This window comes from Pseudomonas sp. 6D_7.1_Bac1, assembly GCF_025465945.1.
In the GTDB taxonomy this organism is placed as follows: domain Bacteria; phylum Pseudomonadota; class Gammaproteobacteria; order Pseudomonadales; family Pseudomonadaceae; genus Aquipseudomonas.
Window position 1 is genome coordinate 78,450 of record NZ_JANLNW010000052.1, and the last position, 15,795, is coordinate 94,244.

Here is a 15,795-nt window from a genome sequence, read left to right on the forward strand (position 1 = left end):
GGTCTGCCATAAAAACAGGATCATTTGAAAGATGGCCACATACGAAATCCTGATTGCCGATGACCACCCTCTCTTTCGCAGCGCGCTGCACCAGGCCGTGACCCTGGGCCTGGGCCCCGAGGTTCGTCTGGTGGAAGTGGCGAGCATTGCCGAACTGGAAACCCGCCTGACCGAAAAGGCTGACTGGGACCTGGTGCTGCTGGACTTGAACATGCCGGGCGCGTACGGTTTTTCCGGGCTGGTGCTGTTGCGCGGCCAATACCCGCAGATCCCGGTGGTGATGGTTTCGGCTCAGGAAGAAGCCTCGATCATGGTGCGTTCCCGTGAATTCGGGGCCAGCGGTTTCATTCCCAAATCCAGCTCACTGGAAGTGATTCAGCAAGCCGTGCGCTCTGTGCTCGATGGCGACGTCTTCTGGCCGCCGCAGGCATTCGAAGCGGTCAGCGTTTCGGATGAGGCCAAGGCTGCCAGCGAAGGCCTGGCGAGCCTGACGCCACAGCAGTTTCGTGTATTGACCATGGTCTGCGAAGGTTTGCTGAACAAGCAGATTGCCTACGAACTGAGTGTTTCGGAGGCGACGATCAAGGCGCACGTGACGGCGATTTTCCGCAAGTTGGGTGTGCGTACCCGGACTCAAGCGGCGTTGCTCTTGCAACAACTAGAGTCAATTTCGAGCCATTAAAGGCTCTTTCATTCACGCTTTTTTAACTTCTGTTGATCTAGCTTTTCTATTCCTTTTGGTTCAGTTGCCTACCCTATGTCGCCTTTCAAAGGTCAAACCGGTCTCAAGCGCATTCTCAATGCCGGTGGTTATTCCCTCGACGGTCTGCGTGCAGCCTTCACCGGCGAAGCCGCTTTCCGTCAACTGGTCCTGCTGAATGTCATCCTGATTCCGCTAGCGTTTCTGCTGAACGTCAGCCACGTCGAGCGTGCCTTGCTGATTGCCGTTTGTATGCTGGCGCTGATTGTTGAGTTGCTCAATTCGGCCGTGGAAGCGGCAATTGACCGGATTTCCCTCGAGCAGCACCCGCTGTCGAAAAATGCCAAGGACATGGGCAGCGCTGCTCAGCTGGTGGCCCTGAGCATGATCGCGCTGGTGTGGGCGGTGATTCTGCTTTAAGCAATCGTTGGCAGAACGATCTCGTCGCTGCGCTGAACCCCGGCGGTGAAAGCGCGGCACAGCTCGAGAAACTCCCGCATGGCCGACGTCTGATATTTCTGTTTATGCCAGATGAAATAGAACTGCCGCGCCAGATCCAGATCCGGCGTTTCCACCGCCACCAGACTGCCGCGACGGAACGCGTCACGTAGCGCCAGGCGCGAAATACAGCCAATCCCCAAGCCAGACTCCACTGCGCGTTTGATCGCTTCGGTGTGTTCCAGCTCAAGTCGGATATTCAATGCGCTACGGTGATGACGCATGGCCTGGTCAAAGGTCAGGCGCGTGCCGGAACCCTGCTCGCGAAGGATCCACGCCTCATGGGTCAGTTCCTCCATGGTCGCCTGGCCACGGGCGGCCAGCGGATGCTGCGGGGCGCAAAACACCACGAGTTCATCCTCGACCCAGCTTTGCACCTCGATGTCCGGGTGGCTGCAGTCGCCTTCGATTAGACCCAGGTCAATTTCATAGTGGGCGACTTGTTGCACGATGTTGGCAGTGTTCTGAACGTGCAGCTTCACCTGGCTTTCCGGGTGGCGCTGCATGAAGCCGCCGATCAGCAGGGTCGCCAGGTAATTGCCGATGGTCAGCGTGGCGCCGACCGCCAACGAGCCGAATCCGGACTTGCCGTTGAGCAGGTCTTCGATTTCCTTGGCCTGGTCCAACAAAGCCACCGCCTGCGGCAACAGTTGTTTGCCCATGGCGTTGAGGCTCAGCCGCTTGCCTGCGCGGTCGAACAATTGGCAGCTGGATTGGCGCTCAAGCTCGGTGATAGAGGTGCTGGCTGCCGACTGCGAAAGGTTGAGCAGGCCCGCAGCACGGGACACACTCTCTTGCTGAGCGACGGCGACGAAGACTTGAAGTTGACGTAGAGTAAATCGCATATCTATATAACCGATAACCCTTATCTTAATAATCCATTTAACAGATATTGTCGCTGCCATTAGAATGCTATGCAATTGCGCTCAGCAGCTTATTCTTTGCAGGGCAGGCGCAGAGCATGCGCAGACAAATTTCCAGGAGTCCCCCGTACATGAGCAACATGAACCACGAGCGTGTCCTCAGTGTTCATCACTGGAACGACACCCTGTTCAGCTTCAAGTGCACCCGTGATCCGGGCCTGCGCTTCGAGAACGGCCAGTTCGTGATGATCGGCCTGCAACAGCCCAACGGCCGCCCGCTTATGCGCGCTTACTCGATTGCCAGCCCGAACTGGGAAGAGCATCTGGAGTTCTTCAGCATCAAGGTTCCCGATGGTCCGCTGACTTCCCAGCTGCAGCATCTGAAGGAAGGCGACGAGATCATCATCAGCAAGAAACCGACCGGCACCCTGGTGCTGGACGATTTGAAGCCTGGCAAGCACCTGTACCTGCTCAGCACCGGTACTGGTCTGGCGCCGTTCATGAGCGTCATCCAGGATCCGGAAACCTATGAGCGTTTCGAAAAAGTGATCCTGTGCCACGGCGTACGTTACGTCAACGAAGTCGCTTACCGCGAGTTCATCACCGAGCACCTGCCGCAGAACGAATTCTTCGGTGAGGCCCTGCGTGACAAGTTGATCTACTACCCGACCGTGACTCGCGAGCCATTCGAAAACGAAGGCCGTCTGACCGACCTGATGCGCAGCGGCAAACTGTTCAGCGACATCGGCCTGCCGCCGATCAACCCTGAAGACGACCGCGCCATGCTCTGTGGCAGCCCGAGCATGCTCGACGAGACCAGCGAAGTGCTGAACAGCTTCGGTCTGAAAGTTTCGCCGCGTATGCGCGAACCGGGTGACTACCTGATCGAGCGTGCGTTCGTCGAGAAGTAAGCCGTACTCAACTGCTCTGCTTTCCCTGTGGGAGCGAGCCTGCTCGCGAAAGCGGTGTGACAGTCAACTTCAATGTCGACTGACACGCCCCCTTCGCGAGCAGGCTCGCTCCCACAGTGGTTTCTGGCGTTCAGATCTTTACAGGGATGACTTCGAGGACGCGGATCAGTCCGGCTTCGGGGTAATGCCAGCGTACGTCCAGGTCCCAGAACTGCGCGCCGTATTCGCGTTCGGGGGTAGGCGTCTGGTACGCCGGGCGCGGGTCCTGCGCCAGGCATTGCTCGATCAACTCGACCAAGGGCTCTTCAAGGCGCTGAGCATGCGTATGAGCCTGTTGCAGCGCGGCATCCGTCCACTGCACCGGAATCAGCTGCGGTGCGGCGCTGGCGATCTCGTTGGACGCTCCCGTGATGATATCGGCGTAGGGCACGTAGGGTTTGATGTCGAGAATCGGCGTACCGTCCAGCAGGTCGATGCCGGAGATCCACAGGCGATTGGCCTCAACCTTGTCCAGCTTGACCACCGATTGCCCAATGCCATTGGGTCGATGGGTCGCACGCGTGGCGAACACGCCCATGGACTTGTTGCCGCCCAAGCGCGGCGGGCGGACTTTGAGTCGCGGCTTGTCTTCCAGTGCCTGATGGAACAGGAACAGCAGCCAGACATGGCTGACCTGTTCCAGGCCTTGTACCGCGTCGCCCTGATCGAACGGCGCCACCAATTCCAGAATGCCGCGAGCGGCTGGCGCCAGTTGCGGCTGACGCGGAATGGCGAACTTCTCCTTGAAACAGGAGCGCACAAAGCCGATGGGGGTAACGCTGTAGGTCATGGTCAGCTGCGAACGCGCAAGGTCAGGCCCTTGAGGAAATTGCGCAACAACTGGTCGCCGCATGGGCGGTAGTTGGTGTGGCCGAACTTGCGAAACAGCGCGCTCAGCTCAGGCTTGGAGACCGGGAACTCGGCAGCCTTGAGGATGGCGTGCATGTCGTCTTCTTTCAGTTCGAAGGCCACACGCAGTTTCTTCAGGATGATGTTGTTGGTGACCGGCAGCTCGATCGGCTGCGGCGGACGGCTTTCGTCCTTGCCACGCTTGAAGAACACCAGGCCATCGAGGAAATGCGCCATGACGTCGTCCGGGCAACGTACGAAGCCTTCCTCGTCTTCCTCTTTTTTATCAAGGTACGTCACCAAGTCTTCCATGGTCACGTCCATGCCGCCGAGCTTGATGATCTCAATGACTTTCTTGTCGCTGATGTCGAGCATGTAGCGCACGCTGCGCAGTACGTCGTTATGAATCATGGTGTGCAATCCTGATATTCAACAGTGGGCGCCGCGTAAAAAGCGGCGCCGAAATGTAGGGCGGCGTAAAAAGTCTTAGAACTTTTCTTTGCCGGAAAGATAGCGCCATTGCCCCAACGGCACTTTGCCAATGGAAACACCGCCGATGCGGATGCGACGGATGGCGACGACCTTCAGGCCGACGGCCTGGCAGAACAGGGCAATCACGCCCGGTTGTGGGTTTTTCATCGCAAAACGCAGGCGGTTTTCGCTCTGCCAGCTGGCTTTGACCGGCGGCAGTTCCTTGCCCTTGTAGGTCAGGCCGTGGTTCAAGCGGTTGAGGCCGTGAGCCACCATCTCGCCTTCAACCTCGACTACATACTCTTGCTCGATCTTGGCGGAGTCGGCGGTGAGCTTGCGCAGGATCTTCCAGTCCTGGGTAAACACCAACAAACCGCTGGCATTTGCCTGCAGGTCGGTACTGGCGGTCAGGCGCAGGAAGTGGCCCTTGAGCGGGCGTTTGCTGAAGCGGTGTTCTTCGCTCAGGGTCTCGGCGCTGATGGTTGCCATGGCTGTTTCCGCGTCCATGCCAGCAGGCACGTTTAGCAGGATGGTCACCGGCTCCGGCGCGGTGGCCTTGGCCTCGGGGTCGAGTTCGACTTTCTGGGTGTCGACCTTGAACTGCGGCTCATCGATGACTTCGCCGTCCACGGTAACCCAGCCGCCCTCAATGAACAGCTCAGCCTCCCGACGGGAACAGCCGACGAGCTCGATGAGGCGTTTGGAGAGACGAATCGGGTCAGTCATGACAGGGGCCGTTACAAAAGGGGGGAGGCATTGTACCTGCCTCGCGCCGGTTAATCGCGGGTCCATTTGCCTTGTGTGGCTTTTAGCCGCGCTGTGCCTGTTGATTGGCCTGTTTCAAGCGCATGTGCAGCAGCGGATAAGGCTGGCCCATGCCATCGACCTCCGAGCGCCCGATGACTTCGAAACCCTGTTTGAAATAAAACCCCAAGGCTTGCGGGTTTTGTTCGTTGACGTCCAGTTCATCGGCATTCAGGTGTTCGAGGGCGTAGCGCAGCAGTTGTTTGCCCAGGCCTTCGCCACGATGTTCGGGGGCGATAAAGAGCATTTCGACCTTGCCCGCCGCAACCCCGGCGAACCCGGTGATGTGCTGGCGTCGGTCGCGGGTGCAGATCAGCATGACGGAATCCAGGTAGCGGGTGAGCACCAGGTTTTTCAGCCGCTCGATGTAACTGTCCGGCAAAAAATCATGGGTGGCGCGTACCGACGCCTCCCAGACTTGGGTCAGTTCTTCGTAGTCGCTGTGTTTCGGTGTATGGATGACCGAGTGATGGCGCATTCCCGCCTGCCCCTTGTGCTGTGCGTGAGGTGAAATCCTCTTGCTGAACAAAACGATAGACGTAAAAAAGCCCCGCATCTCGTGAAGAGTGCGGGGCTTTTCATATTTTTTGCGTTTAGATCTGTTCAGCCCACAGGTCGTATTCGTCGGCGTCGGTCACCTTGCACCAGACTTTGTCGCCCGGCTTGAGGTTGCTGCCGTTGTCGATGAACACGTTGCCGTCGATTTCCGGGGCATCGAAGAAGCAACGGCCGACTGCGCCTTGCTCGTCGACTTCATCGACCAATACTTCGATTTCACGGCCGATGCGCATTTGCAGGCGCGCCGAGCTGATGGCTTGCTGGTGCGCCATGAAGCGGTCCCAACGGTCCTGCTTGACGTCGTCCGGCACGATGTCCAGATCCAGGTCATTGGCCGGTGCACCTTCAACCGGCGAGTACTGGAAGCAGCCGACGCGGTCGAGCTGGGCTTCGGTCAGCCAGTTCAGCAGGTACTGGAAGTCTTCTTCGGTTTCGCCCGGGAAGCCGACGATGAAGGTCGAACGGATGATCAGGTCCGGGCAGATCTCGCGCCAGTTCTTGATGCGCGCCAGGGTCTTGTCTTCGAACGCCGGGCGTTTCATCGCCTTGAGGACTTTCGGGCTGGCGTGCTGGAACGGGATGTCCAGGTACGGCAGGATTTTCCCGGCGGCCATCAGCGGGATCAGCTCGTCGACGTGTGGGTACGGGTAAACGTAGTGCAGACGAACCCAGACGCCGAGGGTGCTGAGTGCTTCGCAGAGTTCGGTCATGCGGGTTTTCACCGGCGCGCCGTTCCAGAAGCCGGTGCGGTACTTGATGTCGACGCCGTAGGCGCTGGTGTCCTGGGAGATCACCAGCAGCTCTTTGACACCGGATTTGACCAGGCGCTGGGCTTCGTCGAGCACATCGCCAACCGGACGGCTGACCAGTTTGCCGCGCATCGACGGGATGATGCAGAAGCTGCAGCTATGGTTGCAGCCTTCGGAAATCTTCAGGTAGGCGTAGTGACGCGGCGTCAGCTTGATGCCTTGCGGCGGCACCAGGTCGATCAGCGGGTTGTGATCCTTGCGCGGCGGCACGACGTCGTGCACGGCGTTGACCACTTGCTCGTACTGCTGCGGACCGGTCACGGCCAGCACGCTCGGGTGCACGTTGCGGATGGTGCCTTCTTCGACACCCATGCAGCCGGTCACGATGACCTTGCCGTTTTCCTTGATGGCTTCGCCAATCACTTCCAGGGATTCGGCCTTGGCCGAGTCGATGAAGCCACAGGTGTTGACCACCACGACATCGGCGTCCTGATAGGTGGACACGACGTCATAGCCTTCCATGCGCAGTTGGGTAAGGATGCGCTCGGAGTCGACCAGTGCTTTCGGGCAACCCAGGGATACGAAGCCAACTTTAGGGTTGGCCGGCGTGGTGGTGGACATGTCTAACCTCGGTATAAGTTGCGCCTCCGGCCAGAAAGGGCAGGGCAGCAGACGGGCACTTTACGCGCCTCTGATCAAAAAGTGCGCAATTCTAGCGACGGTCAGCGCACTTGACCAGCTTTATGCAGGGAAATACGACGAGTGCTGCGCTATGCTTCGCGCCGTTATACCCAGACGTATTTTTTCCGTTAATAATTCGTCTGTATCAATAAGTAAAACAGCGCATGCTGCACGGCAGTCTGCACAGGTTTTCAAAGCGTAGACCCTGGTGTCATGCTTTTTATATGAAGCCCCGGTCTTGGTGGCAGGAGTGGTTGATGGGTCAGGCAAGTAGTCAGGCAGTAGGCTCAGGGCATTCCGGGGCAAAGCCCTTGGGAATGTTGGTAGCGGCGGTCGGGGTGGTTTATGGCGATATCGGTACCAGCCCGCTGTACACCCTCAAAGAGGTGTTTACCGGCGGCTATGGGGTACAAGTCAACCATGACGGGGTATTCGGGATTCTGGCGCTGATTTTCTGGTCGCTGATCTGGGTGGTCTCGATCAAGTACGTGCTGTTCATTCTGCGTGCCGACAACCAGGGCGAAGGCGGGATCATGGCCTTGACCGCGCTGGCGCGGCGAGCGTCGGCATCGTATCCGCGACTGCAGTCGGTGCTGGTGATCCTCGGCCTGATCGGCGCTGCGTTGTTCTATGGCGACAGCATGATCACCCCGGCGATTTCCGTATTGTCGGCGGTGGAAGGTCTGGAACTGGCCTTCGACGGCCTCGAGCGCTGGGTCGTGCCGTTGTCGCTGATCGTGCTGGTGGGGTTGTTCCTGATCCAGAAACACGGCACCGACCGCATCGGCAAGTTGTTCGGTCCGGTGATGGTGTTGTGGTTCGTGGTGCTGGGTGTACTGGGTGCTCATGGCATCTCTCAGCATCCGGAAGTGCTGCAAGCGCTGAACCCGATCTGGGGCGTGCGCTTCTTCACGGATCATCCCGGCATGGGCATCGCCATTCTCGGCGCTGTGGTGCTGGCGCTGACCGGTGCCGAGGCGCTGTACGCGGACATGGGCCACTTCGGTCGCAAGCCGATTGCTCGTGCCTGGTTCGCCTTGGTGCTGCCGGCGCTGGTACTCAATTACTTCGGCCAGGGTGCCTTGCTGCTGGAAAACCCGGAAGCGGCGCGTAACCCGTTCTACCTGTTGGCGCCGGGCTGGGCGTTGATTCCATTGGTGGTGTTGTCGACGCTGGCGACGGTGATCGCTTCCCAGGCGGTGATCTCCGGTGCGTTCTCGCTGACCCGTCAGGCGATTCAGCTCGGTTACATTCCACGCGTGCATGTTCAGCACACCTCAAGCGCCGAGCAAGGTCAGATCTATATCGGTGCGGTGAACTGGGCGCTGATGATCGGGGTGATTTTGCTGGTGATCGGTTTCGGGTCCTCCAACGCTCTGGCCTCGGCTTACGGTGTGGCGGTGACTGGGACCATGCTGATCACCAGTATTCTGGTGGCGGCGGTGATGCTGTTGCTGTGGAAATGGTCGCCGATCCTGACGGTGCCGATCCTGATCGGCTTCCTGCTGGTGGACGGGCTGTACTTCGCCGCCAACGTGCCCAAGATCGTGCAGGGCGGTGCCTTTCCGGTATTGGCGGGGATTGTGCTGTTTATCCTGATGACCACCTGGAAGCGTGGTAAAGAGCTGCTGGTGGATCGACTGGATGAGGGCGGACTGCCGCTGCCGATTTTTATCAACAGTATTCGCGTGCAGCCACCTCATCGGGTCCAGGGCACGGCGGTGTTCCTCACTGCGCGGCCGGATGCGGTTCCCCATGCGTTGTTGCACAACTTGTTGCACAACCAGGTGCTGCATGAGCAGGTGGTGCTGCTGACCGTGGTTTACGAGGACATTCCGCGGGTGCCGAAGCAGCGGCGGTTTGAGGTCGATTCCTACGGTGAGGGCTTCTATCGGGTGATCCTGCACTTCGGCTTTACGGATGAGCCGGACGTGCCACAAGCGCTGAAGCTGTGTCCTCTCGATGAGCTGAACTTCAGTCCGATGCGTACGACGTATTTCCTCAGCCGTGAGACGGTCATCACCTCCAAGCTCGTAGGCATGGCCCGCTGGCGCGAAGTGTTGTTCGCCTTCATGCTGAAAAACGCCAACGGCAACCTGCGGTTCTTCAAGTTGCCGGTGAACCGGGTGATTGAGCTGGGTACTCAGGTAGAGATGTAGGTCCGATCAAAAAAGCCCCCGTTGCCCGTTGGGTAACGGGGGCTTTTTCGTCTCTGTGCCTTTAGGGGACGATAGAGAAAACGGACAAAATCGTACGCTAAGCGTGCGGCCTGTCAGGTTGAGGCCATAGAGGTTGACGCCGAGGCGTCAGGAAATGCAGAAGGCGGCCCTACTCTGACGCGGCGCCGGTGGCCCGCCTGACGTCCGGCAGGGGGTGTACTTCAACTGGACGGATGCAGCGCATGCACAGCGGTCATAATCAGCTTCCGTTCTGCTCATCCGGTGCAGGTGCATGTTGCGCAATCCATTTCCGAACGTACTCCAGTACGCGATTCGCACCCTCGACAGTCTCAGCGAGCTCAATAGGTCGCTTGCCATCCAGATAGGGATTGGGCTGCTCCATCCATTTGAACACTGCCGCCTTGTTGCCTCGTACCGGGATCGCCAGTTCCAGGATCTCCTGCAGCAGTTCCGGTTGCCCATACCAGGACTCAGGTTTGGTTGTCGGACGCTTGCCCTGGATGACTCGGGGCAATTGGCAGGCTGCGAGCTCGTTGGAGTTGATATGCCGGCGAGTCCAGTGAGACAGTTTCACCAAGTCGGTGTTTGGCGGTCGTGTGTGGTCGGTGGTCGGTACAACCACGCCGATCAACACATTGGTGTGAGCTCTCATCATCTCCAGTGCCGGCGCAATGTCCGTGTCGTTAGTGACGATGATCGCATGATCAATCTGCCCTGTGATTGCGTCGTGGTATGCCTGCAGGGCTAGGTTCACGTCGCTTTGTTTCTCCTCGACCTTCCAGGCTTGGATTTCCTGGCATTCGCGGGGAGCCCTGTCGGGATGCTCGGCGTCGACGATCTTTACCTTCATTTTGTTGACAGCGTAGTAGCCTTCGATCAGCTCGATTCGACCGTCATGCAGCTTGCGCAACGCGGTGTGATAGCGCGCCTGAGACGATACAGACTCGGGAGCTCGGGCAACGGACTCGATGATCTTTGCGGTGAAGAACTTGATCGAGGGGGAGGTAAGCAGGGTCGATTGCCGGATATGGCCATCGCCATCCTTGACTAGCGCGGATGGCAGGATGTGTTTTTCAAAGAGGGGCAGCAGATCCAGCCACTTGTGGGGAGTGCCACGCAAGCAGCCGTAGTAGAAGTTGTATCCGTCGATGTAGATGCGAGTGCGCAGAGGCTCTAGCTCAGGCGTTCCCTGCATTTATCGTACTCCAGAAACGAAAAAACCGGCTAGCGCCGGCTTTTTCCCCCTCCAACCAGATGGTCAAGCCACGCCGGTCATGAGGATTAGTTGTTGAGCGAAGTATCGCGTAATGAAGGTCGTAATGCAAGGGAACACAAGGGAACACAAGGGAACACAAGGGGATGCAAAGTGATTTAGCATTAACAAGCTTAAGTGCACTTTCTGTTCCGTTGCTCCCCCAACCCATTGATTACGAGCATGGCAGTTTTCGATTGCAAGCCGCTACAGCTACGGTAGGTCAGAAAACCTTAGCGTACGATTTTTTCCGAATTCTGCACGCTCCCCCTTTAGTTGCTTTCAGGCTGCTGGTCTTCAGATTTGGTCTTTGTCCGGGCAGGTCGCGGGGTCAGGACCTTCACCACATCATCAATCACTGCCTTACTCATTGCCGTCAGATAATGCGCGGCCCAGGCGTGGCGGTCGGTGTCTTTTGAGAAGGCGGCATCCTCGGCGAAGGATCGGGCGAGGAACAGCAGATCGGAGGCCTGGGTCAATGCATCCGTTATGGGGACGCCACCGCGGACGTTGAACAACGCTTGATCCGAGCAGTAGATGAGGGGGGTGAGACCGATGGTTTTTAGTTCTGAAGGTGAAGACGTATCTGTTTTGGTCATGGTCTTGCTCCTAGGTTCGAGGAGCTGCCTTTTTCGTTACCACACGAAAGGGTGGCAGCTGTACGCAGGGTGGTAAACCGGGAACCAAGGAAACCGGCACGCCCGAGGGCGTCCCACGCACAGCCGCCATAACTCGAGATCGCAGACAAAAAATGCCTGTGTTCGTGATGAAGGCGCTGTTGCGTTGGTTTCGCCGGGTTACCACACCCGATCGCTGAATGGTCAGCGACGTCCGGAGAGTATCCCGTCGAAGAAAAGCGCAACAAGGCATCAAAGTGCCCAAACGCGAGATTCGGAGTGTGCCTACAAGGTCTGCGGCCGTCATCCGATATTGCGACACCTTAAGTAAACGAAAGTAAACGCGGCTTCTTTGGGCGAATGCATAACCCCAAGGCAATGGATATCCAATGTGGGAGCGAGCCTGCTCGCGATGCAGGCGCCTCGATGTGTCAGGCAACCCGAGGTGATGCTATCGCGAGCAGGCTCGCTCCCACAGGTGAACTGTGCCGTCCGGTCGAGCGGCGCGCGACATGAAAAAAGCCCCCGTTACCTTGCGATAACGGGGGCTTTTTTGAGCTTGGCTCAGGTCACTGTTCCGCGACCTTGTCCTTGCTCTGGCGCTGCTTGATGGCGTCGACCAGGCGCTGGGCCAGGGCCGGGTAGTTCTCATCGAAGTGGTGGCCGCCCGGCAGCTTGATGGCTTCGCCCACCGCTGTCTTGTCAGTGCAGCCGCTCTCGGCGATTTCCTCTGCGCCGTAGATGCACAGCACCTTGTCGGCTGGCAGTTTGGCCATTTCCGGGCCGGTGGCGGCTTCTTTACCGGCATTGCCGAGCCAGCCGTCGACCTGAATTTCGAAGTTGCCAGTGCGGGCGAAGGCCAGCAGGATGATTGCATCGACCCGCTGTTGTTCGCTTTCCGGCATGCGGTTGTAGATTGCCGGCAAGACGTCAGCGCCGAACGAGTAACCCGTCAGGATGAAGCGTTTGGTGCCCCACTTCTGGCGGTAGTGCTGCATCAGTTCGGTCAGGTCGATAGCGCTTTGCTCAGGGCTCTTGTGCTGCCAGTAGTAGCGCAGGGTGTCGATGCCGACCACCGGGTAGCCGATCTTCGCCATTTCACCGGCCACGTCACGGTCCAGGTCGCGCCAGCCACCATCACCGGAGAGGAACAGGGTGACGGTGTCCTTGGCTTGGCCAGCAGGCACTTCGACCACCGGGATGTTCAGGCCGCCGTTGCCCTTGTCGGAGCCGACGAGGATCTTGCGCAGTTCGTTGTTGAGGACCTGTGGCAGGTTGATGTCGTAGTCGCTGATGCTGGTTTCGGCATTGGGTTGGTCGCGTACGAAACCGGCGCTGGTATCGTCCGGGTTGTCGTTCCACGCAACCAGCCAATGGCCGTGAGCTGCACTTTTTGGCAGCTGCTGGGTGCAGCCGGGTTTTTCCAGGGCCAGGTCCACTGAAACGGCCTGGGACTTGTCGTCTTTCTGCTCGGCCAGCCAGCGCCAGGCCAGGACGGCGCCAGGGCCGATACCGCTGACCAGGGTCGCAGGGCCTTTGAGCTGTTGAAGGGCCGACTGCAGGGCGTTATTTTGCTGCGTGCAATCGGCGGGCAGGATCACTTGAACGATTTGCGCGGCACCGCCCTGGCTCAGGGTCATCAGTTGCTTGTCGCTGAGCTTCTTCTCTTCGTTCACCGCGACCACCACCTGGGCGCGCGGCGTGGTGCCGGGAATGACACGGGTCATCGCCGGGCCATCCGTCGGCGTCAGCAGTTCGAGGGTGGGCTCTGGTGCCGGGCGGTTCCAGTACCAGTAACCACCACCGAGGATCACAGCCAGCACCACCAGAGTGGCCAATACATACCGCCAGGAGCGTTGAATCATCAGCGTTTCACCAATCCAGTCAAGCCGCCCGCAATCAGGGCGGCGGTATCGGCCAGCGCCACCAGCGGATCGAGTCCGGCGGGCACGGCCATGTAACGAGGTTCCCAGTCGGGCTGGAATTTGTCTTTGAAGCGGCGCAGCCCCTGGAAGTTATAGAGCTGCTCGCCACGGCGAAACACCATCGAGCCGAGGCGTTGGGTCAGTGGTGCGCCACGACGGGGTTGCAGACCCGACAGCGGTACCATGCCCAGACTGAAGCGTGTGTATCCATGATTTTTATAATGTTGAATCAGGCCGACCATCATGAACTCCATGGTCAGCTTGGGGGCGTCCGGGTGTGCACGCATCAGGTCGAGGCTGGCCAGGTCATGGCTATAGGTCTCGAGCAGGTTGGCGAACGCCACCGGGCGACCTTCAAAGTGAATGATCGCAATCCGGAAGTGCTTGAGGTAATCGTCGCTGAAACGGCCGAGGGAGAAGCCTTTCTCGCGAACATTCTTGCCAGTCAGCCAGGCATCGGAAATGACCCGCAGCTCCTCCATGGGGGCGTGACCCGGCTCGTAGATTTCCAGCGACAGGCCATCGCGGGTGCCACGGTTCCAGGTGTAGCGCAGGTCCTTCATCTCTTTGCCCTTGGCTTCGAGATCAAAGCGATGCAGGTCGACCCGGGCTTCTTCGCCCAGCTTGATCGCGGTCAGGCCGATGTCCATGTAGTACGGCAGGTTTTCGGCGCGTACCTGATAAAACACCGGACGGGCATGATGAAGGTCACAGAGGTCACGGAACTGCCAGATCATCTCCGCGCGTTGCTGGGTCGGGCCGATCGGGTCGTACAGGGCTACCAGGCTGCGGCCACGACGCGCATACATCAAGAACGCTTCGTCGTTAGGGTGGAACAGCAGCGCCTTATCACCGGTCAGGGCCAGGCCTCCGTCTGGTTGCGACGAGGCCATCAGGATTTTCAGCGCCTTATCCAGTTCTTCGGTGTCGGGCTGGTGAATGACCGGGCGCGCGGTGCGCAGCAACCAGGTCAGTGACACCACCACCAGCAAGACCGCCGCGCCGAGCAGCGAGCGCAGGCCGCGTGGGGCATCAGAGTCCAGGGTGAACTGCCACCACAGTTGATGGCTGTACGGCACATCCTGATAGGCGAACAGCAGCAACCAGATCGAGGCGCCCAACACGCACAGGCTGGCCACCAGGTACAGCGGCGAGAATGGCACTTCGGTCAAACGGCTTGGGCGGTAGAACGAGCGGCGGAAGATCGCCAGCAGGCTGGCGGTCAGGATCATCAGGCAAGATTCTTCCCAGTCGAACCCTTTGAGCAGCGAGAGCACGGCACCGATCATCAGCAGAATGGTGGTCAGCATCCACGCGGCCGAGAGGCGACGGCGCAGGCCTTGAGCCAGCAGCAGGCAGAGCACGCCGATCAGGCTGGCACCGAAGTGCGAGGCATCGACCAGGCGATGGGGAATCAAGAAGCCGATATGCTCCAGGCGAGTGTCGATTTCCGGTGTGGCGCCGGAGAACAGCAATACGACGCCAGACAGGAACACCAGTATCGCCAGCACCGGCGCGGCCATGCCCGAGGCGGCGCGCAGCGATTGACGGGTGTTGAACAGACGTTGCGCTTCATTGATCAACAGCAGGACGCAGGCCACCAATAGCGGCAGAACCACATAGATCAGACGGTACAGCAGCAGGGCGGCAGCCAGTGGCGCAGCACCGAGTTTGTCGGCAAAGGCCGCCAGCAGAATCGCTTCGAATACCCCGACACCGCCGGGTACATGGCTGAGCACGCCAGCGGCCAGGGCCAGCAGATAGACCAGCAGGAAGGCGCCGAACGGTGGCGCTTCCGGTAGCAGCAGATAAAGCACGGTCGCGGCGGCTGCCACGTCCAGTGCGGTAATCACCAATTGCAGGAAAGTCAGGCGACGACCAGGCAGGCGTAGCGTGCGTCGACCGACGCGAACCAGCAGGTTGTCCGGGTACGGTTGATCTGGCAGGCGCCGGCGGTAGATGCCGAAGGTCAGTACCGAGCAGAGCAGCAGTACGGCGATCGCGATCCCGCCCAGCAATGGCTGTGACAAATTCAGCGCGCTGGAGGCGGACGGCAGGTCGCTGAGCGTCGCCAGGGCAGCGAGCGGCGGCAGGGCGCAGCCCAATGACAAGCTGGCGAACAGCGTCATGTGGGCGACTTCCGAAGCCCCAAGGCCGTGACGTGCATACAGGCGGTAGCGTACCGAGCCGCCGGATAGCAGCGATAGGCCAATGGCATTGCCGATTGCAAACGCGGTGAAGCCACCCAGAATCATGGTGCGCGGCGGCAAACTCACGCCAGCGTAACGAGTGGCCGACCATTCGTAGCCGAGCAATATGATGAAGCCGGCAATAGTCGCGCCCAATGCGCCGAGCAGGGCCGGTTTCGGCACTTCCAGAATCGAGTCGTGCAGGGCGTAGAGATCGAGTTCGCTTAATAGATGGCGACAGGCAATCAACGCGATAGCGAACAATAGCAACGTGACCGCCAGGCCAATGGGCTGACGGTACTTGCTGACCAGATCCAGCCAATGCAGACGAGTGGCGGTGATCGGTTGTGTCGCTGTGACGGTGTCTTGTGAATCAGACGAGTTGGCGCGCATCAATAACCTCTTGGATTGTGCGCGACAGGATGCGGGTATCCAGCCAAGTTACCAATCCCTGTAGAAAAAAATAATCACAAATATTAACGCGTATCACCGAGCATCGGGGATTACGC

The 15,795-nt window shown here is 59.1% G+C and carries 14 protein-coding genes; 4 read left to right on the forward strand and 10 right to left on the reverse strand.

Annotation, left to right across the window (positions count from 1 at the left end; genetic code table 11):
- Positions 1-31 precede the first annotated feature (31 nt).
- Positions 32-682, forward strand: coding sequence for a response regulator transcription factor ErdR (gene erdR, locus NTD87_RS13390; RefSeq protein ID WP_262114422.1), 651 nt, complete (start codon positions 32-34; stop codon positions 680-682).
- A 75-nt stretch (positions 683-757) separates the two neighbouring features.
- Positions 758-1,120: a diacylglycerol kinase gene (locus tag NTD87_RS13395; protein WP_262114424.1), complete on the forward strand. Its 363-nt coding sequence runs from the start codon at positions 758-760 to the stop codon at positions 1,118-1,120.
- Here the strand turns inward: NTD87_RS13395 and NTD87_RS13400 are convergent.
- On the reverse strand, positions 1,117-2,043 hold the full coding sequence (locus tag NTD87_RS13400; RefSeq protein ID WP_262114425.1) for a LysR family transcriptional regulator: 927 nt from the start codon (positions 2,041-2,043) through the stop codon (positions 1,117-1,119). The genes NTD87_RS13395 and NTD87_RS13400 overlap by 4 nt on opposite strands.
- 149 nt (positions 2,044-2,192) lie before the next feature.
- Between NTD87_RS13400 and fpr the strand changes: the two genes are divergently transcribed.
- On the forward strand, positions 2,193-2,972 hold the full coding sequence (gene fpr / locus NTD87_RS13405; RefSeq protein WP_003189055.1) for a ferredoxin-NADP reductase: 780 nt from the start codon (positions 2,193-2,195) through the stop codon (positions 2,970-2,972).
- Between the two features lie 130 nt (positions 2,973-3,102).
- Here fpr and tsaA read toward each other — a convergent pair whose 3' ends face one another.
- The 5 genes from tsaA to rimO form a co-directional block, all read right to left on the reverse strand.
- On the reverse strand, positions 3,103-3,801 hold the full coding sequence (gene tsaA / locus NTD87_RS13410) for a tRNA (N6-threonylcarbamoyladenosine(37)-N6)-methyltransferase TrmO (protein WP_262114426.1): 699 nt from the start codon (positions 3,799-3,801) through the stop codon (positions 3,103-3,105).
- Positions 3,802-3,803: 2 nt separating this feature from the next.
- The gene (locus tag NTD87_RS13415; RefSeq protein ID WP_262114427.1) at positions 3,804-4,271 is read right to left on the reverse strand and encodes a DUF1456 family protein; all 468 of its coding nucleotides are present in this window, start codon (positions 4,269-4,271) and stop codon (positions 3,804-3,806) included.
- Between the two features lie 75 nt (positions 4,272-4,346).
- Positions 4,347-5,057 (reverse strand): rRNA pseudouridine synthase, encoded by a 711-nt coding sequence (locus tag NTD87_RS13420; protein WP_262114428.1) that lies wholly within the window; start codon positions 5,055-5,057, stop codon positions 4,347-4,349.
- Between the two features lie 82 nt (positions 5,058-5,139).
- Positions 5,140-5,613 (reverse strand): GNAT family N-acetyltransferase, encoded by a 474-nt coding sequence (locus NTD87_RS13425; RefSeq protein WP_262114429.1) that lies wholly within the window; start codon positions 5,611-5,613, stop codon positions 5,140-5,142.
- 115 nt (positions 5,614-5,728) lie between these two features.
- Positions 5,729-7,063 carry a 30S ribosomal protein S12 methylthiotransferase RimO gene (gene rimO, locus NTD87_RS13430; protein ID WP_262114430.1) on the reverse strand — a complete coding sequence of 445 codons (1,335 nt, stop codon included), beginning with the start codon at positions 7,061-7,063 and terminating at the stop codon, positions 5,729-5,731.
- 317 nt (positions 7,064-7,380) lie between these two features.
- Here rimO and NTD87_RS13435 point away from each other — a divergent pair, with 317 nt between their 5' ends.
- Entirely contained in the window at positions 7,381-9,282 is a 1,902-nt protein-coding gene (locus NTD87_RS13435) for a potassium transporter Kup (protein ID WP_262114431.1), read from the forward strand.
- 259 nt (positions 9,283-9,541) lie between these two features.
- On the opposite strand, the gene NTD87_RS13440 is transcribed toward NTD87_RS13435, so the two are convergent.
- The 4 genes from NTD87_RS13440 to mprF form a co-directional block, all read right to left on the reverse strand.
- The gene (locus NTD87_RS13440; RefSeq protein ID WP_262114432.1) at positions 9,542-10,498 is read right to left on the reverse strand and encodes an antitoxin Xre/MbcA/ParS toxin-binding domain-containing protein; all 957 of its coding nucleotides are present in this window, start codon (positions 10,496-10,498) and stop codon (positions 9,542-9,544) included.
- A gap of 329 nt (positions 10,499-10,827) precedes the next feature.
- Positions 10,828-11,154 carry a DUF3077 domain-containing protein gene (locus NTD87_RS13445; protein WP_262114433.1) on the reverse strand — a complete coding sequence of 109 codons (327 nt, stop codon included), beginning with the start codon at positions 11,152-11,154 and terminating at the stop codon, positions 10,828-10,830.
- Between the two features lie 587 nt (positions 11,155-11,741).
- Positions 11,742-13,037: a virulence factor family protein gene (locus NTD87_RS13450; protein WP_262114434.1), complete on the reverse strand. Its 1,296-nt coding sequence runs from the start codon at positions 13,035-13,037 to the stop codon at positions 11,742-11,744.
- Complete coding sequence (gene mprF / locus NTD87_RS13455; RefSeq protein WP_262114435.1) at positions 13,037-15,679, reverse strand: bifunctional lysylphosphatidylglycerol flippase/synthetase MprF; 2,643 nt, start codon at positions 15,677-15,679, stop codon at positions 13,037-13,039. Before mprF ends, NTD87_RS13450 begins: the two co-directional genes overlap by 1 nt.
- Positions 15,680-15,795 lie beyond the last annotated feature (116 nt).